This is a genomic window from Streptomyces roseoviridis (assembly GCF_039535235.1).
Classification (GTDB): Bacteria; Actinomycetota; Actinomycetes; order Streptomycetales; family Streptomycetaceae; genus Streptomyces; species Streptomyces roseoviridis.
Map to the genome: position 1 here is coordinate 6,795,378 of NZ_BAAAWU010000001.1, position 19,520 is coordinate 6,814,897.

At 74.0% G+C, this 19,520-nt stretch carries 18 protein-coding genes and 1 tRNA gene; 10 read left to right on the forward strand and 9 right to left on the reverse strand.

The window, feature by feature from the left end; translation table 11 throughout:
• Positions 1-10 precede the first annotated feature (10 nt).
• From lnt to ABD954_RS30765, 5 genes are all read left to right on the forward strand, one after another.
• A complete protein-coding gene (gene lnt, locus ABD954_RS30745) occupies positions 11-1,606 on the forward strand; it encodes an apolipoprotein N-acyltransferase (RefSeq protein WP_345490995.1) in 1,596 nt (531 codons plus the stop codon).
• Between the two features lie 71 nt (positions 1,607-1,677).
• Positions 1,678-2,160, forward strand: coding sequence for an NUDIX hydrolase (locus ABD954_RS30750; protein ID WP_345490997.1), 483 nt, complete (start codon positions 1,678-1,680; stop codon positions 2,158-2,160).
• Between the two features lie 55 nt (positions 2,161-2,215).
• Positions 2,216-3,049 (forward strand): 3-hydroxybutyrate dehydrogenase, encoded by an 834-nt coding sequence (locus ABD954_RS30755; protein ID WP_345490999.1) that lies wholly within the window; start codon positions 2,216-2,218, stop codon positions 3,047-3,049.
• Between the two features lie 87 nt (positions 3,050-3,136).
• Positions 3,137-5,026 carry a helix-turn-helix domain-containing protein gene (locus ABD954_RS30760; RefSeq protein ID WP_345491001.1) on the forward strand — a complete coding sequence of 630 codons (1,890 nt, stop codon included), beginning with the start codon at positions 3,137-3,139 and terminating at the stop codon, positions 5,024-5,026.
• 99 nt (positions 5,027-5,125) lie between these two features.
• Positions 5,126-6,325, forward strand: coding sequence for a CaiB/BaiF CoA transferase family protein (locus ABD954_RS30765; RefSeq protein WP_345491003.1), 1,200 nt, complete (start codon positions 5,126-5,128; stop codon positions 6,323-6,325).
• Here ABD954_RS30765 and ABD954_RS30770 read toward each other — a convergent pair.
• A complete protein-coding gene (locus ABD954_RS30770; RefSeq protein ID WP_345491005.1) occupies positions 6,318-7,184 on the reverse strand; it encodes a LysR family transcriptional regulator in 867 nt (288 codons plus the stop codon). The genes ABD954_RS30765 and ABD954_RS30770 overlap by 8 nt on opposite strands.
• Positions 7,185-7,253: 69 nt before the next feature.
• Between ABD954_RS30770 and ABD954_RS30775 the strand changes: the two genes are divergently transcribed.
• Together ABD954_RS30775 and ABD954_RS30780 are read left to right on the forward strand one after the other, a co-directional pair.
• The gene (locus ABD954_RS30775; protein WP_345491007.1) at positions 7,254-8,153 is read left to right on the forward strand and encodes an EamA family transporter; all 900 of its coding nucleotides are present in this window, start codon (positions 7,254-7,256) and stop codon (positions 8,151-8,153) included.
• A 167-nt stretch (positions 8,154-8,320) separates the two neighbouring features.
• A complete protein-coding gene (locus ABD954_RS30780; RefSeq protein WP_345491009.1) occupies positions 8,321-8,998 on the forward strand; it encodes an FHA domain-containing protein in 678 nt (225 codons plus the stop codon).
• Between the two features lie 63 nt (positions 8,999-9,061).
• Here the strand turns inward: ABD954_RS30780 and ABD954_RS30785 are convergent, their stop codons facing one another.
• The 4 genes from ABD954_RS30785 to ABD954_RS30800 all read right to left on the reverse strand — a co-directional run bounded on the left by ABD954_RS30785 (position 9,062) and on the right by ABD954_RS30800 (position 12,812).
• A complete protein-coding gene (locus ABD954_RS30785; RefSeq protein WP_345491011.1) occupies positions 9,062-10,033 on the reverse strand; it encodes a serine/threonine dehydratase in 972 nt (323 codons plus the stop codon).
• A 462-nt stretch (positions 10,034-10,495) separates the two neighbouring features.
• The gene (locus ABD954_RS30790; RefSeq protein WP_345491013.1) at positions 10,496-10,864 is read right to left on the reverse strand and encodes a BlaI/MecI/CopY family transcriptional regulator; all 369 of its coding nucleotides are present in this window, start codon (positions 10,862-10,864) and stop codon (positions 10,496-10,498) included.
• Between the two features lie 320 nt (positions 10,865-11,184).
• Positions 11,185-12,099: an NUDIX hydrolase gene (locus ABD954_RS30795; RefSeq protein ID WP_345491015.1), complete on the reverse strand. Its 915-nt coding sequence runs from the start codon at positions 12,097-12,099 to the stop codon at positions 11,185-11,187.
• On the reverse strand, positions 12,081-12,812 hold the full coding sequence (locus tag ABD954_RS30800; RefSeq protein ID WP_345491017.1) for a hypothetical protein: 732 nt from the start codon (positions 12,810-12,812) through the stop codon (positions 12,081-12,083). The genes ABD954_RS30795 and ABD954_RS30800 overlap by 19 nt, the downstream gene beginning before the upstream one ends.
• 322 nt (positions 12,813-13,134) lie before the next feature.
• On the opposite strand from ABD954_RS30800, the gene ABD954_RS30805 reads away from it, so the two are divergent.
• Positions 13,135-13,959, forward strand: coding sequence for an arylamine N-acetyltransferase family protein (locus tag ABD954_RS30805; RefSeq protein WP_345491018.1), 825 nt, complete (start codon positions 13,135-13,137; stop codon positions 13,957-13,959).
• A 19-nt stretch (positions 13,960-13,978) separates the two neighbouring features.
• Here ABD954_RS30805 and ABD954_RS30810 read toward each other — a convergent pair whose 3' ends face one another.
• Positions 13,979-14,371, reverse strand: coding sequence for a hypothetical protein (locus ABD954_RS30810; RefSeq protein WP_345491020.1), 393 nt, complete (start codon positions 14,369-14,371; stop codon positions 13,979-13,981).
• A 113-nt stretch (positions 14,372-14,484) separates the two neighbouring features.
• Entirely contained in the window at positions 14,485-15,534 is a 1,050-nt protein-coding gene (locus ABD954_RS30815) for a glycerophosphodiester phosphodiesterase family protein (protein WP_345492572.1), read from the reverse strand.
• 319 nt (positions 15,535-15,853) lie between these two features.
• Here ABD954_RS30815 and ABD954_RS30820 point away from each other — a divergent pair.
• Positions 15,854-15,941: transfer RNA gene (locus tag ABD954_RS30820), tRNA-Leu, on the forward strand.
• A gap of 94 nt (positions 15,942-16,035) precedes the next feature.
• On the opposite strand, the gene pucL is transcribed toward ABD954_RS30820, so the two are convergent.
• Both pucL and ABD954_RS30830 read right to left on the reverse strand, forming a co-directional pair.
• Positions 16,036-16,956 carry a factor-independent urate hydroxylase gene (gene pucL, locus ABD954_RS30825; RefSeq protein WP_345491022.1) on the reverse strand — a complete coding sequence of 307 codons (921 nt, stop codon included), beginning with the start codon at positions 16,954-16,956 and terminating at the stop codon, positions 16,036-16,038.
• A gap of 261 nt (positions 16,957-17,217) precedes the next feature.
• Positions 17,218-17,748 carry a carboxymuconolactone decarboxylase family protein gene (locus ABD954_RS30830; protein ID WP_345492574.1) on the reverse strand — a complete coding sequence of 177 codons (531 nt, stop codon included), beginning with the start codon at positions 17,746-17,748 and terminating at the stop codon, positions 17,218-17,220.
• Between the two features lie 129 nt (positions 17,749-17,877).
• On the opposite strand from ABD954_RS30830, the gene ABD954_RS30835 reads away from it, so the two are divergent.
• A complete protein-coding gene (locus tag ABD954_RS30835) occupies positions 17,878-18,798 on the forward strand; it encodes a pirin family protein (RefSeq protein ID WP_345491024.1) in 921 nt (306 codons plus the stop codon).
• Positions 18,799-19,520: the final 722 nt, after the last annotated feature.

The window sequence follows — 19,520 nt, forward strand, 5'->3', positions numbered from 1 at the left end:
ACTCCCGCACGTGAGCACCACCATCGCCCCCGCCGACGTGCCCGACACCCCCGCCGTACCGGAGCGGGGCCGTCGGCCCCGCTGGCCCGCGCGGCCCGCCGCGGCCGTGCTCGCCGGGGTGCTGCTCTTCCTCAGCTTTCCGCCGAGGCCGCTGTGGTGGCTCGCCGTGCCCGCCTTCGCGCTGCTCGGCTGGACCCTGCGGGGCCGCCGGCCGCGGGCCGGATTCGGCCTCGGGTACCTGGCCGGTCTCGGCTTCCTGCTGCCGCTGCTCGTGTGGACCGGCGAGGAGGTCGGCCCGGTGCCGTGGCTGGCCCTGGCCGCCGTGGAGGCGCTGTTCGTGGCGGCCGTCGGCCTCGGCGTCAGCGCCGCGTCCCGGCTGCCGGCCTGGCCGGTGTTCGCGGCCGCCGTGTGGATCCTCGGCGAGGCGGCACGCGCGCGCGTGCCGTTCGGCGGATTCCCCTGGGGCAAGATCGCCTTCGGGCAGGCGGACGGCCTCTTCCTGCCGCTCGCCGCGGTCGGCGGCACCCCGGTGGTCGGCTTCGCCGTCGTGCTCTGCGGCTTCGGCCTGTACGAGCTGCTGCGCCGGCTCCGCGCCCGCCGCGCCGGCGACGGCCGGACCGGCCCGCTGGTCGCCGCCGGCCTCACCGCGCTCATGCCCGTCGCGGGAGCGCTCGCCGCGCTGCCGCTGGTGTCCGACGCCCCCGAGGACGGCACGGCGACCGTCGCCGCGGTGCAGGGCAACGTGCCCCGGCTCGGCCTCGACTTCAACGCCCAGCGGCGCGCGGTCCTCGACAACCACGCCAACCGCACCAGGGAGCTGGCCGCCGACGTGAGGGCGGGCCGCGCGCCGCGGCCCGACCTCGTCCTGTGGCCGGAGAACTCCTCCGACATCGACCCGTACGCCAACCCCGACGCCTACCGGGTCATCGACCAGGCGGTACGGGACGTGAACGCGCCGACCGTCATCGGCGCCGTCATCGCCCCCGAGACGGGCAAGCTGCGCAACACCCTGATCGAGTGGGAGCCGGGCAGGGGCCCGGTCGCCGAGTACGACAAGCGGCACGTCCAGCCCTTCGGCGAGTACATCCCGATGCGGTCGTTCGTGCGCATCTTCAACAGCGACGTCGACCGGGTCCGCCGTGACTTCGGCGCGGGCACCGAGGTCGGCGTCTTCGAGCTCGCCGGTACGAAGGTGGGCCTGGCCACCTGTTACGAGGCGGCCTTCGACTGGGCGGTGCGGGACACGGTCACGCACGGCGCCCAGCTGATCAGCGTGCCCAGCAACAACGCCACCTTCGGCCGCAGCGAGATGACCTACCAGCAGCTCGCCATGTCCCGGGTGCGTGCCGTCGAGCACAGCCGCAGCGTGGTCGTGCCGGTCACCAGCGGTGTCAGCGCGGTCATCCGGCCGGACGGCACGATCACGGCGCAGACGAAGCTCTTCACCCCGGACGTGCTGGTGGAGAAGGTGCCGCTGCGCTCCTCGCTGACCCCGGCCACCCGCATGGGCACGCTGCCCGAGGCGCTGCTCGTCGCCGTCGCCGCGGCCGGCCTCGGCTGGTCGGCGGCACGCGCCCTGCGTGCCCGCCGGGCCCGAGGGGCCTGAGCGCCGGCGGCGGGCCGTTCGCGGTCCGAGGCCCCGCCGGGCGCCCGCGGATGATCATCTAGGGTCGAGGCATGGGCACCCCTGACTTCATCCGCGACCTCCGCGCCACCGCCGGCCACCAGCTGCTGTTCCTGCCGGGTGTGTCCGCCGTCGTCTTCGACGACCGCGGGCGCGTCCTGCTCGGCCGGCGGGCCGACACCGGGATGTGGGCGATCGTCGGCGGCATCGTCGAGCCGGGCGAGCAGCCGGCCGCCTGCGCCGTGCGCGAGGTGTACGAGGAGACGGGCGTGCGCTGCGAGGTGGAGCGGGTCGTGCTCGTCCAGACGCTGCGCAAGCCGATCGTGTACCCCAACGGGGACCAGTGCCAGTTCATGGACGTGTCGTTCCGCTGCCGGGCCGTCGGGGGCGAGGCGCGGGTGAACGACGACGAGTCGACGGAGGTCGGCTGGTTCGAGCTGGACGCGCTGCCGGACATGAAGCGTTTCTCGCACTTCCGCATCGAGCGGGCGCTCGCCGACGAACCCACATGGTTCGACACCACGCCCCTGGGCTGAACTGTGTGCCCGGCACACATCGGTCGGGGATGGGGTGCTTCATAAGGTGCGGAGCATGAGCGCCCCCACCACATCAGGGCCCCTCCCGGCCCCGGCCCCCGAGCCCCGGCCCGCACCCGGGTCCGTCACCCTCGACCTCTCCGGGCGCACCGCGCTCGTCACCGGCGCGGCCGGCGGCATCGGCCGCGCCTGCGCCCTGCGGCTCGCCGCCGCCGGAGCCCGGGTCAGAGCGGTCGACCGGGCCGCCGAAGGACTCGACGCCCTGACCCGCGCCGCGCACGGCCTGCCCGGACCGGTCGAGGCCCGGCTGCTCGACCTCACCGACCTGGACGCCGCCGAGGCGGCCGCGGCGGGCGCCGACATCCTCGTGAACAACGCCGGCCTCCAACTGGTCCGCCCCATCGAGGACTTCCCGCCGGACGTCTTCCACACGGTCCTCACCGTGATGCTGGAGGCACCGTTCCGGCTCATCCGGGGCGCCCTGCCGGAGATGTACGCACGCGGCTGGGGCCGCATCGTGAACATCTCCTCCGTCCACGGGCTGCGCGCCTCCCCCTACAAGTCCGCCTATGTGGCCGCCAAACACGGCCTGGAGGGCCTGTCCAAGACCGCGGCCCTCGAAGGCGCCCCGCACGGCGTCACCTGCAACTGCGTCAACCCCGGCTATGTGCGCACGCCCCTCGTCGAGCGCCAGATCGCCGACCAGGCCGCCGCCCACGGCATCCCCGCCGAACGGGTCCTGTCCGAAGTCCTCCTGAAGGACTCCGCGCTCAAGCGCCTGCTCGAACCCGAGGAGGTCGCCGAGGCGGTCCTCTACCTCTGCACCCCGCAGGCGTCCTTCGTCACCGGCGCCTCGCTCACCCTCGACGGCGGCTGGACGGCCCACTGAGCGCCGACGCGCCCGCGCCGCTTGTCCACACAGACGGTTTTCCACAGGGCTGGTGCGAGCCCCCGTACGGCAGGTATCCCTGTGACCATGACCCACGAACAGGCCGTCTACCTGGAGCTCCTCGCCCGCGGCGCCGCACCCGAGGCGTACGACCGCCCCGTGCTGCTCGCCCGCGCGAGCGGCGCGGGGCCCGAGGAGCTGGCCGGCCTGGAGCAGGCCAAGCAGCTCGCACTGCGGGTGCGGGCCGAGCTGGAGGGCCGCAGACGCCGCGAGGCCGAGCTCTCGGCCCTGTTCGAGACCGCCCACGACCTCGCCGGCCTGCGCGACCTCGACGACGTGCTCCGCGCCATCGTCCAGCGCGCCCGCTCCCTGCTCGGCACCGAGGTGGCCTACCTCAGTCTCAACGACCCGGTGCGCGGCGACACGTACATGCGGGTCACCGAGGGCTCGGTCTCGGCCCGGTTCCAGCAGGTCCGGCTCGGCATGGGGGAGGGCCTCGGAGGGCTCGTCGCCCAGACCGCCCGGCCCTACGTCACCGACGACTACTTCCGCGACGAACGCTTCCAGCACACCGAGGCCATCGACAGCGCCGTCGGCGACGAGGGCCTGGTCGCCATCCTCGGCGTGCCCCTCACCCTCGGCAGCCAGGTCATCGGAGTCCTCTTCGCCGCCGACCGCAGGGCCCGGGTCTTCGAACGGGAGCAGGTGGCCCTCCTCGGCTCCTTCGCCGCCCACGCCGCCGTCGCCATCGACACCGCCAACCTGCTCGCCGAGACCCGCTCCGCCCTCGCCGAGCTGGAGCGGGCCAACGACATCATCCGCGAGCACAGCGGCGTCATCGAGCGGGCCTCCGAGGTCCACGACCGGCTCACCGAACTCGTCCTGCGCGGCGGCGGAGTCCACCACGTGGCCGCCGCCGTCTCCGAAGTCCTCGGCGGGACCGTCGAGTTCGTCGAGGAGCGACCCGGGCCCGCCAGGATCTCCGAAGGCCACGCCACCCGGGACGGCGACGACTGGATCGCCGCCGTCTCCGCCGGCGGGGAGACCTTCGGCGCCCTCGTCCTGCGCGAACGGCCCGACCTCGACCCCGTCGACCTGCGCACCCTCGAGCGGGCCGCCCTCGTCACCTCCCTGCTGCTGCTCGCCCGCCGCTCCGCCGGCGAGGCCGAGCAGCGCGTCCGCGGCGAACTCCTCGACGACCTGCTCGACGCACCGGACCGCGACCGGCGCCTGCTGCGCGAGCGCGCCGCCCGGCTCCACACCGACACCGACGCCCCCCACGTGGTGCTCGCCGCCCGCATCGACCGGCCCGACGCCGGGCCCGACCCCGACCCGGGCGGCCGGGAGAGCGCGGACCGCCAACGACTGCGCTCGGCCGCCTCCCACCTGGCCGCCACCCGCCACGGCCTGGCCTCCGCCCGCGACGGCGGCACGGTCCTGCTCCTGCCCCTCGGACCCGGCGAGAGCGCGGCCGAAGTGGCCCGGCAGACCGCGAAACACCTCGGCGGCGCCCTGCGCGAGCCCGTCACCGTCGGTGCCTCCGCCCCCGTCGCCGCACCCCTCGCCCACCCCGACCGGGTGGCCCCCGCCTACCAGGAGGCGCGCCGCTGCCTGGAGGCCCTGCGGCTCCTGCACCGGCAGGGCGAGGGCGCCGCCGCCGAGGACCTCGGCTTCCTCGGCCTGCTGCTCGCCGACACCCGCGACATCGAGGGCTTCGTCGAGCGCACCATCGGCCAGGTCATCGCCTACGACCGCCGGCGCGGCACGGACCTGGTCCGCACCATGGCCGCCTACTTCGCCAGCGGGATGAGCCCCGCCCGTACCAAGGACGACCTCCACGTCCACGTCAACACCGTCGCCCAGCGCATCGAGCGGATAGGCCGGCTCCTCGGCCCCGACTGGCAGTCCCCGGCCCGCGCCCTGGAGATCCAGCTCGCCCTCCGCCTGCACGCCCTCTCGGACGCCGTCATACGCTGACCGGGGCCCCGGCCGACCGCCCACGCCGAGCAGCCCGCCCCGGGACGGTCCGCCCGATCCGTCCCGCACCGCCGAAACCGAGGCCCAGGAGGTCGCCCGATGTCCGGTCGTCCCGCAGACCTGCCGCTCGCCGGCATCACCGTCGTCAGCGTCGAGCAGGCGGTCGCCGCTCCCTTCGCCACCCGCCAGCTGGCCGACCTCGGCGCCCGGGTGATCAAGGTCGAGCGGCCGGGCGACGGCGACTTCGCGCGCCGGTACGACACCACCGTGCACGGCGAGTCGAGCTACTTCGTGTGGCTCAACCGGTCCAAGGAGTCGATCACCCTCGACCTGAAGAGCGACGCGGGCCGCGAGGTGCTGGAGCGGCTGCTCGGCGAGGCGGACGTGTTCGTGCAGAACCTGGCGCCCGGCGCCGCCGCGCGACTGGGCCTCGCCCCCGAGGCCCTCGCCGAGCGCTTCCCCTCGTTGATCGCGGCCGGTCTCTCCGGGTACGGGACGAGCGGGCCGTGGGCCGACCGCAAGGCGTACGACCTCCTCGTCCAGTGCCAGACCGGCCTGGTCTCGCTCACCGGCAACGAGCACGGCACCGCCCGTGCCGGCGTCTCCGTCGCCGACATCGCCGCCGGCATGTACCTCTACAGCGGCATCCTGACCGCCCTGTTCACGCGCGCCACCACCGGCGTCGCGCGTGCCGTCGAGGTCTCCCTGTTCGAGGCGCTCGCCGAGTGGATGCACCAGCCCGCCTACTACACCCGCTACGGCGGCACCCAGCCCCCGCGCATCGGCACCCGCCACGCCACCATCGCCCCCTACGGCGCCTTCACCGCGGCCGACGGCAGGGACGTGCTGTTCTCCATCCAGAACGAGCGCGAGTGGGTCGCCCTGTGCGAGCGGTTCCTGGAGCGGCCCGAGCTGGCCACCGACCCCCGGTTCGCCACCGGCTCCGACCGCGTCGCCCACCGCGAGGAGCTCGACGCCCTGGTGGCCGAGCGGTTCACCCGCGTCGACAGCGCGACGGCGGGCAAGCTCCTCGACGACGCCGGCATCGCCAACGCGGGCGTCAACGACATGACGGAGTTCCTGGCCCACCCCGTCCTCGACGCCCGCGAGCGCTGGCGGGACGTCCGCATACCCGGCGGCCACCACGTCCCGGCCCTGCTGCCGCCGGCCGACCTGTCCGGCACCAGCCCGCGCATGGACGCCGTCCCCGCCGTCGGCGAGCACACCGCCGGCATCCTCACCGAGCTGGGCTACGGGCCGGCGGACGTCGACGCCCTGCGCGCGGGGAACGTCATCTGACCCCGTCCTGACCCCGGTAGAGCGCGGTGAGCAGCTCGATCACCGACTGCGCGGCGGGATGCGGGTCGTCCCGCCACCAGGCCAGCCGCACCGCGACCGGCTCGGCGTCGCGCACCGGCCGGTAGACGACCCCGGGCCGGCGGTACTGACTGGCCGTGGCCTCCGCGCTCATCCCGATCCGGCGGCCCGTCGAGATTGCCGTGAGCCAGTCGTCCACGTCGTACGTCTCCTCCGTCGCCGGCCGGGAGTCGGGCGGCCACAGCTCGGGCGTCGTCGTCCCCGTGCGCCGGTCGACCAGCAGTGTGTGCCCGCTCAGATCCGCGAGCCGCACCGAACGGCGTCGGGCCAGCGGATCGTCCGCGGCCATGGCGCACAGCCGCCGCTCCAGCCCCACGATCGCCGAATCGAAGCGCCGGTCGGCGGGGGGCCTGCGCAGCACGGCCAGATCGCACGAGCCCTCCGCGAGCCCCGCGCTCGGCGAGTTCACGCGGACCAGCCGCAGCTCCGTACCCGGGTGGGCGGCGGCCCAGCGGCGCTGGAACGCCGGCGTGTGCCGCCCGAGCGCGGACCACGCGTACCCGATCCGCAGGACCCGCTCCCCGGACATCGCCTCACGCACCAGCTCGTCCGCCTCCGCCAGCACCCGCCGGGCGTGCCCGACCACCCGCATCCCGGCGCCCGTCGGCGTCACCGAGCGGGAGGTGCGGCGCAACAACCGCACCCCCAGGGCGCGTTCGAGCGAGGCCAGGGTCCGTGAGACCGCGGCCTGGGAGACGCCGAGTGCGAGCGCAGCGTCCGTGAAGGTGCCCTCGTCGACGATCGCGACGAGACACCGCAGCTGCCGCAGTTCCACATCCATACGCCAATCGTATGGATCGCGTACGCCCATGCATTTTGCGCAACCGGGTGCGCCGAGGACGATCGGCCCATGTCCGCAGCCCCCGCCGAAGCCGCCCCGGCCCCCCTCGCCGACATCCCGCACCGCACCTCCCCGGCCGGAGTGGCCGCCATGCTCGGCAGCGGTCTGTCCAACCAGATCGGCGCCGCGACCGGCTCCCTCGCCTTCCCCGTCCTCGGCCCCGTCGGAGTCGTCGCTGTCCGCCAGTACGTGGCCGCGATCGTCCTGCTCGCCATGGCCCGGCCCCGCGTGCGCGACTTCACCCGCCGCCAGTGGCAGCCGGTGATCCTGCTCGCCGTCGTGTTCGGCACCATGAACCTCTCCCTCTACACGGCCATCGACCGCGTCGGCCTCGGACTCGCCGTCACCCTGGAGTTCCTCGGCCCCCTCGCCATCGCCCTCGCCGCCACCCGCCGCCGCGTGGACGCCTGCTGCGCGGTCCTCGCCGCGGCCGGAGTCGTCACCCTCATGCGCCCCCAGCCCACCACCGACTACCTCGGCATGGGCTTCGGCCTCCTCGGCGCCGTCTGCTGGGCCGCCTACATCCTGCTCAACCGCACCGTCGGCAGCCGTATCCCCGGCGCCCAGGGCAGCGCGGCCGCGGCGGCCCTCTCCGCGCTGACCTTCCTGCCCGTCGGCGTCGTCGTCGCACTGCGCCATCCGCCGACCGCCGCCTCCCTCGGGTACGCCGTCGCCGCCGGCGTACTGGCCTCCGCCGTCCCGTACCTCGTGGACCTCTTCACCCTGCGTCACGTCCCGCCGGCTGCCTTCGGGCTCTTCATGAGCGTCAACCCCGTCCTCGCCGCCCTCGTCGGCTGGCTCGGCCTCGGCCAGCGCCTCGGCTGGGCCGACGGGGCCGCGATCGGGGCCGTCGTCACGGCGAACGCGCTCAGCATCCTCGTCTCACACCGCCGGGCGCCGGGCGGCTGATCCCCGCCGGGCCGGCGGAGGCGGACGACCCGGTCGTCCCGCCGGTCGAGGCCGGAGCGCAGCCGGTCATCGACCCGGCGGCCGGCAGACCATCGCGGCCACCCGTGTCGAACTAGGATCGGCGCAACGGGAGTCGGCCTCCCGCGCAGTGACCTTCGGGAGAACGCATGGCGACCGTGATCCGCTACCGCTGCCCGGTGACACCGGACGAGTGCCCCACCTCGACGACCCCCGGCTTCTGCCCCATGCACGAACGGGAACAGCTCGTACCCGCACGGGTCTTCCTGGCCGACGAGGTGGACGAGACGGCGGTGCAGCGCGTCGTGTCCGAGCCGGGCCGCCACCAGGCGGCGCCGCCGCAGGCCCAGGGGCAGGGCACGGGACTGGAGCGGCGCCCGACGCGGGACCGCGGGCCGGCCGAGGCCCCGACCCGGGCCGCCGGGCGGGGGAGCGGCGGCGAGGCCGAGGGCGCCGGGCGGGTGCCCCCGATCGAACCGACGGTGCGTTCCGCACCGGCGCGGCTCGCCCTCGTCCTGGCCGGCACGCTCGTCCCCCTGCGCGGCGAGGGCGAGGCGCCCACCCGGCTCGGCCGCGACGCACCCGAGTGCGCGCATGTGAGCGGACTCGAACGGCTCGACCAGATCTCCCGCGAACACGCCGAGCTGTACTGGGAGTCCGGCCAGCTGTACATCCGCGACACCCGCTCCAGCAACGGCACCTTCGTCGACGGCGAGCGGATCCACGGCCCCACCCGCCTGTGGCCCGGCCGTCACCGACTGAGGCTCGCCCAGGACGTGGACCTGACCGTCGTCGAGATCGACGAGTTCGGGTCCCCCGTCCAGTGACCTGAGTCGGAGACGGGCCCGGCCACCACGCCCTGGTGTGTGCCCGGACCCCGCGGCCTGCCCTCAGCCCGTGGTCACCAGGTCCGTCGGGTCGGTGTTGGCGCCGCAGAGGACCACGCAGACCTTCTCGCCGGGGGACGGGCGGTAGGCGTGGGGGAGGGCCGCGAGGGCGGTGGCGGCGGCGTGTTCGACGACGAGACGATGGTCGTCCCACAGGGTCCGGCGGGCACGGACGATCTCGTCGTCCGGTACCAGGACCGAGCGGACGCCGTCCTGGAGCGCGGCGTGCAGGGCCGTGGCGGAGGCGCGCCGCGCGCCGAGGGCGTCCGCGGCGACCGAGTCGACCGGCACGTCGACCGGAGCTCCGGCCTCCAGGGCGGCGTTGAGCGCCCGGCAGCGTTCCGGCTCGACGGCGACGGTACGGATCCCGTGGTGCCGCGCCGCCGTGGCGACCCCCGCGAACAGGCCGCCCCCGCCGACCGAGACGACCACCGTGTCGAGGTCCGGGATCCGCGCGCGGATCTCCTCCAGGAGGGTGCCGGCTCCGGCGGCGATGAGGGGATGGTCGTACGCGTGCGAGGCCAGCGCCCCGCTCTCCGCCGCGAACGCCTCGCAGGCGGCCAGCGCCTCGGCGTACTCCGAGCCGACGAGCCGGACGTCGGCGCCGTAGCCGAGGAGCCGGTCCACCTTCACCCCGGGCGCCGTCACCGGCAGGAACACCGTGGCCGGTACACCCTGCTCCCGTGCGGCCCAGGCGCAGGCGAGCCCCGCGTTGCCGCCGGAGGCGATGGTCACCCCGGCGGCCGGCAGGGCGCCGGACCGCAGGTGACCCTGGAGGAAGTTCCACGCGCCGCGCGCCTTGAAGGACCCCGTGTGCTGGAGGAACTCCAGGGCGAGGAACAGTTCGTGCCCGGCCGGGCCGGGGCCGGCGGGAGCGACGGCCACGGGCCGCACGTGACCGGTGACGCGTTCGACGGCGCTCTTCACGTCGCCGTAGGAGAGGACCTGCGCGCGGCTGCTCCCGGAAGGATCCATACCGGCGATCATGACACCCGTCGGCCCGGCCCGACCAGCGCTCCCGCCCAGGGCCACCCTGATCGCGTGCCGACGCCCCCCCATGAGTCCGGATCTCGCTCTCACGGTCACCGAATGACCGGCTGGGACGCGAGGGGAGTGCGCGCACGGCTCGTGAGGACGGCGGCAAGGGACCCGCGGGGGGAGCGCTTCGGGGGCGGACACGCACCGGTACGAGCCGGCGCCCCGGCTGCCGGAGGCGGAGATCGGGGCATCCGAGGATCCGACGGCATCGAACTGCCCCGGGAGTACCGGTCCTTCGCCGCAGACGTGGCCAACGGCCCCGCCTGGCACGGGCCCGGGCTGAGGCCGTTCAGCAGCAGAGAGACCCCGACGGGGCGGGTTCGCGCCCGCGAGCACCGACTTTCGCGCCGGGTACGCCGGTTGGCTGCGCGGCCCGTAGGAGCAGCCGAGGCCGGGCGGCTACGGCCCGGACCGGCGGTCGACCGTGCGCAGCGCCCCGCGCAGCGCGGCGAGCTCGTGCTCGTCGAGACCTTCCACGAAGCGGAGCAGTACGGCCGAGGGGTCCTCGCCCGCCCGCAGACCGTCCTCCATCAGCGCCGCCGCGTACGCCTCCCGGGTGGCCGAGGCCCGGTACACCCAGACACGGCCGTCCCGTTCGCGGGTGAGATAGCCCTTGTGGAACAGGATTGTCGTCACCGTGGTGACGGTGGTGTAGGCGACGTCCCGGTGCCGGTTGATGTCGTCGACGATCTCGCGCACGGTCGCGGGGCGGTTCCACCTCCAGAAGCGGTCCATGATCTCCGCTTCCAGATCCCCCAGCCGACGCATGGACCGCCCCTCCTCTTCGCCGGCTCTCCCCGTCGCGAACGTTCCCGGCACGCATAGTAGACGCGCGGCGCACGGTCCCCGCGGGCCCGGCACCCCGGCGTGAACGCGCCATCGCGTGTTCACGCCGCCGGGGGCCCCTGGCCGGGCAGGGGGCGGGCCGGTGAGGATGGGACGCAGGACGCGACAGCCCACGGCACGGGCCCGCGTCCGCACGGCAGGGACCGGGCGGCGCCCTGGAGGGCCGGAACGACGGGTCGACCTCCCCCTCTTCCCGTCGCGCCCGCGGCATCGGCCCGGTCCTGCCGTCCCGCCCGTCGACCTCAGCGGTCCGGATCCCGTCTCCCGTCGGTACGCGTGTGGCGGACGTACCGGTCGAGGAGCTGCGGCAGGTAGTCCGCCTCCGGACCGGCCGCGGTCCGGGGCGCGGACAGGAACGCGATCGCGTCGAGCTCGGGTCCGGCGCCGTCCGCGGACCCGGCGGCCACGAGGGCGGCATGGTGACGCCGCACCAGCGCGGCGGGGACCGGCGGAGCCAGGAAGTGGAAGCCGAGGCTGCCGAAGCGGGGCTGTCGGGTCAGCGCCCACAGGCGCGGCGCGGAGTCCGGCACCCGGAGCCCGAGCTCCTCGGCCAGCTCCCGGACGGCGTGCCGCCGGAGCGTCGCCAGGTCCAACGGCAGCCCGGCCGCGGGCGGTTCCGCCGCGCCGCCGGGCAGCGTCCAGCGGCCGGGCGCCGCGGTGGCGGCGGACCCACGGCCCACGACCAGGCCCTCGTCGGTGGGCAGCAGTACGGTCACGAAGACGGAGCCCGGCACGTCCTCGGCCGGACGGATCTCGCGCAGTGCCCGGTGGCGGTACGTCATCCTGGCCCACCGCACCACGCAGCGCCCCGGCGCGGGCCGGTCGAGGCCCAGGCTCCCGACGAGGGGGCCGTCGAAGGTGGCCGGGTTGCCGGCGATGGTCCGCGCCCAGAGGCGGTCGACCTCGCGCCGCTCCTCCGGGGACAGTGCCGGGAGCGGGCACTCGGTGAAGTCGATCCGCTCGGCGTCGAGGAACTCGACGGGTGCCGCGAGGGACCTCCCACCGCGTCCGTCCCCGGCGCCGGACCGGTGCGCGGCATCGCGCCCGGGGTCGTGTCCGGGCTCGCTCAGGCCACCGCGTCCGGCCTCGCTCAGGCCACCGCGTCCGGCCTCGTTCAGGCCACCGCGTCCGGCCTCCCTCAGGCCACCGTTTCCCATGCCGTCGTCAGTCCTTCCAGCCACGCGGGTGGCAGTTCGGCAGCGTCCCATTCCTCGCGCAGGCTCTCCGGTGTCGTGGTGAGCCGTTCGAGGACCGCGATGCTGGTGGGGGAGTGCAGGAGGGAGTAACGGCCGTGAATGGCGATGGGGCTGCCGGGGCCGAACTCCGCGTACATCCGCTCCACGCGCGCGTGGTGCGTCGAGGCGAACTCCGTGAGCCGGCCCGCGTACCCGGCCCGCCCCCGGGCGCTCATCGTGCCGAGGACGGCCGTGAGGACCTGCTCGGAGACTTCCGGGTCGAGGTCGGACGCCGTGGTGAAGGTGAGGTAGAGCGGCAGCACCACCACCTTCGCCCGCTCCAGTTCCATCCGGCCGACGGGCGGCCGCGGTTCCGTGTCGGCGGCGGACCCGCCCGCGCCCACGACCTGACGCAGGGTCCGTTCGGCGAGGCCGGCGAGGTCGTCGGCCATGGTGCGGGCGCCGTCGAGCCAGCCGGACGCGTACGGCTCGCCCTTCCCGGCGGGCGCGCTACGGGCGAGACCGTCGAGCTCCTCATGGGCCAGGGCCAGGGCTCCGGCTTCGACGAGCCCGATCAACTCCTCGGCGTCACCGGAGTAGACCCCGGCCCGGGCGAGCAGCTGGACGAGGGTCTTCTTGGCGTTGAGGACGTCGGCCGCGTCAAGCCGCTGCCGGCCTTCCTCGGTGGCGTTCATAAGGTCCTCCTTGTCGCATGTGCCGCGCCGCCGTGAGCCTACGTGCCCGCGGCGTGCCCCCGCGGCCGGGCGCACGGGAAAATCCGTCGTCGCGCACGTGGCGACGTCGCCGCCGCCGGGATTCGCCGACGTGTGCCTCGGCAGCGGAGCGCTGACACCGGCTCCCCTTCTGCCCCCTCCGGTCGCCGGACCCCTGACGCGTCCCGCCCCGCCACCGGCGTCACCCGCCCCGGACCTCGGACCGAAGACGTAGGACCCGTCCGGGGCCGGATGGGACGTCAGGCCGACGCGGCCGCTGCGCCCCACTGCGTACGGTGAACGCATGAACATCGACCTCCACGCCTACCTCGACCGCATCGGACTGCGTCTCCGGGCAGACCACCGCCCCACCCTCGACGTGCTGCGGGAGGTGCACCGCGCGCACATCCACGGCATCCCCTTCGAGAACCTCGACCCCGTCCTCGGCCGGGCGCCCTCGCTCGCGCTGCCGGACCTGGAGGCCAAGCTCGTCCGCGGCGAGCGCGGGGGTTACTGCTACGAGCACAACACCCTGCTGGCCGCGGCCCTCACCGCCCTCGGCTTCCGGGTCACGCTGCTCACCGCGCGCGTCCTGGTCGGCGCCGGGCCGGGCGACATCCGGCCCCGTACGCACATGCTGATGCTGACCGACGTGCCGGGCGAGCCCGTGCCGTACGTGACCGACGTCGGCTTCGGCAGTATCGGCTCCCTCCTGGAGCCGATCCCGTTGACCGCAGGCCCGGAGCTGCTCGACGCGCCCCGTCGCCACCGGCTCGTCCACGCGCCGCACGACGGGCCGCTGGAGCTGTGGGTGCTCCAGACGTACCTGCCCGCGGAGGGCGAATGGGAGGACCAGTACTCCTTCACCGTCGAGCCGTTCGAGGCCCCCGACTACGAGGTGATCAACTGGCACATCGCCACCAACCCGCGCTCGCCGTTCGCCCGCGGGGTCTACGCCCAGCGCACCACCGCCGACGCCCATCTGGCCCTCAGCGGACGCCGCCTCACCGAGACCGCCCCCGACGGAACGCTCAAGGAGCGGGACCTGGCGGACGCCGACGAGGTGCTGCGGGTGCTCCGGGACGATTTCGGCATCCGGCTCCCGGAGGGCACGCGCCTGCCGGAGTGACCGCCGGCGTCCGTGCCCGCTACCGAGGTACGGCCACGACCTGGACCTCGTCCTCGTAGACGATCCGCCCCGGGTCGGCCGACTCCACCCGCACGCACGGCACCCCGTGCGCGGCCAGCAGGCGCAGATACCCGGGCACGCGGTCCAGGAGGTGCGTGGCCGAGGCCCTGAACCAGGCGACGGCACCCGGGTTCACCTCGTGGTCGTAGACCGTCGGATCGCTGCGGGAGGGGTCCGGATAGGCGGCGTCGTACCAGTCGTTCGCGGCCCGCCAGAAGCGGTACTGCTCCTCGCTGAGCCGCCCCTCCCGGGCGAGGCCGTTGGCCAGGGCGAACACGCCGGGGAAGTGCCCGCGCGGGCTGCGCACGGTGCCCTGGTAGCGCACGAACAGCGGTGACGAGGTCTGCGGCATCGCAGCAGTATCCCGGACCCGGCGGGACGGCGGTCAGCGTGGCCGTACCCCGCCGGCGGTCGGCGCGGTCGGCGCAGGCAGCGAGGTCGGCGCAGGCAGCGCGGCCGACGCGCTCAGCGGTGGCCGTACGCCTTCGGCAGCCGCATGCCGCGCTCGGCCATCACCCGGCGCAGCCGGTCGGGATGGTCGGTGATGAGGCCGTCGACGCCCATGCCGATCAACGCGTCCATGGTGGCCGGGTCGTCGCAGGTCCACGGCACGACCCTCAGGCCGCGGGCGTGGGCGGCGGCCACCATCCGCGGGGAGACGTAGAAGCGGAAGTCCGGATCGCCGACCGTGCCGTTCTGGGGGAAGCCGTACACGGGGGACAGAGCGGTCAGGCCCGGGACCGTGGCGGCCGCCGCGACGAAGTCGCCCCCGTGGTCGTCGACGTCGATGCCGCCGAGCCAGGGGGAGGCGCCGGGCCGCCCCACCTGGAGGAAGTCGTGGTTGGTCAGCGCCACGAGCGGATACTCCGGCGCGATCCGGTGCATTTCCTTCAGTGCGCCCCAGTCGAAGGACTGGATGGTCACCTGGCGCCCGATCCCGGAGGCGTGGATCTCCTCGTGGACCCGCCGTACGAACAGGCCACGGGGGGCGGTCTGTTCGGGCGCGCCGGCCTCGACCTTGGTCTCGATGTTCAGGGTGACGCCGTGGGCACGGAACTCCTTGACGAGGCCCAGTACGTCCTTGAGCTCGACCATGCGGGCCCCGGCGATCCGCTCCTGCTCCGGGAAGCCGGGCAGCCGGCGGTAGCCGCAGTCCAGCGTGCGGATCCGGTCGAGGGTCAGGTCCTTCACGTACGCGCCGACGTACGGGTACATCGGATCGCCCGGTGTCACCGGGCCGGTGTCCCGGCACTTCTCGGCGCTGACCTTGCGGTCGTGGGTCACGACGACCTTGAGGTCCTTCGTGATCTGGGTGTCCAGTTCGAGGGTCGTCACACCGAGCCGCAGAGCCTTGGCGAAGCCCTCCAAGGTGCTCTCGGTGGTCAGTCCGAGGCCGCCCCGGTGGGCCTGCACGTCGAAGTGGGTCTTCTGGGGCGGCAGCGGGCCGGGGCCGGCCGGGCGGGCGGCGGGGGCCGGGGTGGCGCGGGCCGGCGCCGTCACCAGGGGTGGCGCCATCAGCAGGACCGCCGCCAGCACCGTGACTGCTCGGACGAGGCTCGTGGGGCGCGGAAACACGGGACCTCCCGCTCTCTGAGGCGAACGCGACGCGGCGACCGTAGGACGAGGGTCCCGCCGCCGGAAGGCGGTCGTACGGCCACCGGGTGAACGACGGCGGAACCCGCGCCCCGCCCGCACCGCCCCCCGCCCCGCCCCCGTACGCCCCGCTCCGCCCGCCGCACGCCCCTGACCACGGGAAACGTGGTGCGGAGCGGCTCGAACACCTGGTAGATTGTTCTCCGTCGCCGCGGCCAGCGCCGCGCACGGCACACACCCCGTCCGGGTGGCGGAATGGCAGACGCGCTAGCTTGAGGTGCTAGTGCCCTTTATCGGGCGTGGGGGTTCAAGTCCCCCCTCGGACACCATGGTGACGACGTTCCCCCGTCGTTCCGACTCTTCACGGATCCCGGTGAGCCCCACGGCTCACCGGGATCCGCCGTTTCACGGGCACTTCGCGGATCAGGCGGTGATCCAGTCGCTGGTCGCGATGACCGGCTGGACGCCGTCGCGGTGGACGGTGCCCTCGATCAGGCCGTACATCCGGTCGGCGGCGTAGTAGACCTCGTTGTCGTTCTTCAGGCCGAAGGGCTCGAGGTCGACGAGGAAGTGGTGCTTGTTCGGCAGGTTGAGCCGGACCTCGTTGACGGTCGGGCAGTGGTCGAGGACCCGCTCGGCCATCGCGTTGAGGGTCTGCTGGAGCGAGTAGCTGTAGGTCTCCGCGAAGGCCTCCAGCATGTGGCGCCTGACCTGCGTGTACGAGCGGTCCCAGTCGAAGTCGTCGGCGCCTGCGGCGGCCACCGAGTGGGCCCAGCGGGCGGTCACCTTGGTGGCCAGGATGCGGTCGTACGCCTCCTGGAGGGTCGTGTAGCGGTCCTTGATGAAGCCGTGGAACTCGGAGTTGGTCGAGTTCATGACGGTCAGCTCCTTCAGACCGGAGACGACCTGGAGCTGACCCGTGCTGCCGCTGTACGTGATCTGGGCGGTGCGCACCTCCTGGCCCTTGCGGACGAAGGAGTGCTGCTCGGGGCGGGTGGGGACCGGTATCCGGTCCCACGTGAACTCCTCGACGCGGATCTGCGCCTCGTGGATCACCGGCTGGGAGCTCACGAAGTGCCGGGCCAGCAGGATGCCGAACGCCTCGGGGGACGCGACGCCGTGTTCCTTGGCGAAGGCGTAGACGGTGTTCTTCGTGGTGTCGGTCGGCAGACAGTTGCCGTTGTCGCCGGTGTGGTGGACCGCGCGGAACTCGCCGCGCAGGGCGACGGAGACGTTCAGGTCGCGGATCTCGTGCCAGGCGCCGTCGTTGCCCTGACGGGTGATCTTGACGATGCGGTTCTCGGCCTTGCCGTACTGGTTCTGGGCCAGGACGTGCTTGCTCATGGTGCAGCTCCTGCGGGTACGCGAATACGTGGAAACGTGGTTCCCGTACGCCCGGCGTCCAGCGCGCGCATCGCGCCGCGCTCCCCGCCGTCCGGCCTCGCGCCCCGGGGCCGCCCCGGGACTGACACGCATCCCGGTCCGTAGGTGACGCCACGGATTTGAGCACGGCGACGCCGGGTTCGGCAAGGGGTCGGGTGCTCGGACGGTGCTCGGAGGCCCGGAGCGGAGCGCTCGGACGCGTGCCGGGGTCGAGGAGGCGCCTCACCCCTCGCGGTGCGGAGGGGGCTCGCGGTGGGCAGAGGGCTCGCGCACCGGGTGCTTGCTCAGGATCGAGACCCGGTTGAAGGCGTTGATGGCGATCGCCACCCAGATGACGGCGGAGATCTCCTCGTCGGTGAGGGCGGCGCGGGCCGTCTCGTAGGCCCGTTCCTGGGCGAGCGCGTCGGCGGGGTGGGTGGTGGCCTCGGCCAGGACGAGGGCGGCGCGTTCACGGGCCGTGAAGAGTTCGGTGTCGCGCCAGGCGGGCAGCACGCCGAGGCGCCGGGTCGTGTCGCCGGCGCGGAGCGCCGCCCGGGTGTGCACGTCGAGACAGAAGGCACAGCCGTTCAGCTGGGAGACGCGGAGGTTGACGAGCTCGACCAGGATCCGGTCGAGCCCGGCCTCGGCGGCGGTGGCGCGGACGGCGTCGGCCGTCTGGACCAGGGCGTGGTAGGCCCTGGGGCTCTGCTTGTCGACGAACACCCGTCGGCCCGAGGGGGCCTCTACGGCGCCGCCCGCCCTGTGCTCGTCCACGGTGCCCTCGCTCACGTCGCCCTCGCTCACCTTGTGCTCCTCGGTCGGTCCGTGCACGTCACGGACGCGGGAGCTATCATGGCGCACAGTTGTTGAAATTAAAACAATCTTGTCGAGGAGAGGTCAGACATGAGCGCCGTGGACATCGAGGTCGAGGTCCTGTCCGCCCGGGACGTGCCGCTGGGCGGCCCCCGCGCGATGACCGTACGGCGCACCCTGCCGCAGCGCTCGCGGACGCTCATCGGCGCCTGGTGCTTCGCCGACCACTACGGCCCCGACCGGGTCGCCGAGACCGGCGGCATGGACGTGGCCCCGCACCCGCACACCGGACTGCAGACGGTCAGCTGGCTCTTCAGCGGGGAGATCGAACACCGCGACAGCCTGGGCAGCCACGCCCTCGTACGCCCCGGCGAGCTCAACCTGATGACGGGCGGCCACGGCATCAGCCACACCGAGGTCTCCACCCCCGCCACCACGGTCCTGCACGGCGTACAGCTCTGGGTGGCCCTCCCCGACGAGCACCGCCACGCCCCGCGCGACTTCCAGCACCACGCGCCCCGCCAGGTCCGGCTGGACGGCGCGCGGCTGCGGGTGTTCCTGGGCACGCTGGCCGGTGAGACCTCTCCCGTACGCACCTTCACCCCCCTCCTCGGCGCCGAACTCCTCCTCGACCCGGACGCCTCCGTCACCCTCCCCGTGGACCCGGCCTTCGAGCACGGCGTCCTCGTGGACGAGGGCGTCATCAGCCTCGCCGGCACCTCCCTCGACCCGGCCGACCTCGGCTACGTCGCTCCCGGCCGCACCACCCTGACCCTCACCAACACCTCGCCCCGGCCGGCCCGCCTGATCCTCCTCGGCGGGCCGCCGTTCGGCGAGGAGATCGTCATGTGGTGGAACTTCGTCGCCCGCACGGACGAGGAGATCCGCCGGGCCCGCGAGGACTGGATGACGGGCGACCGCTTCGGCGAGGTCAAGGGCTACGACGGCGCTCCGCTGCCGGCCCCGGAGCTCCCCACCACCCCGCTGAAGGCGCGGGGGCGGGTGCGCTGACCTGAGACACGGAAGAGCTACGGGGCCCACTACGCCGCTGTCGCTCCGTCGACGACGCTGCACACCGCCACGTCGGTCACACCCCCACCACTCGATGTGCGAGGGACGCCGACGACGCCCGTGTAGCTCGCCCGGGGCGTGCGCCGACGCGATCCTGCGGGGGCCGCCTCGGGCATGCGCAAGGACGAGGCCGGGCCCGCGAGGCGTCACTGTTGCGCTCGACGTCAGCGTCCAGCTCCGCATGGCAGCGTCAGCGCCGGCGCTCCGGCCCCAGTCGCGCGGGTGGCATCAAGCTGGCGTGAAGGTTGCCGAGGCTCGGCAGTGAACCGTCATGCCGTTCGGTGCGACGATGCCCCCGGACGGCGGACGTGGCCGAGTGAGGAGGGGCGGCATGGGGGGAGCTTCAGGAGTCGGGTCGTCGCGTCGGCGGACGACGGTACGGCATCGTGGCGATCCAAGTGGAACGCGCCCTTATCTCGGGGCCCTGCTACGTACGCAACCCCGAAAAGCTCACGCACGTCGCCGCTGACGTCCCGCTCGCCCTTCCTCTCACCGGCCCGTAGGCAGACCCAGGACTTCCGCCGGTGGACTGTCCCACCGTCGGCTCAGCCGACCGCTTGGGCCTCGCCGCGTGCGTCTCCACGTGCGCTACCGCAGTCCCCGGTCCGTCCCGGGAGGGGCGAACAGCGCTCTCCTGTCACGTGCGCAAGCCGGAAGAGCTG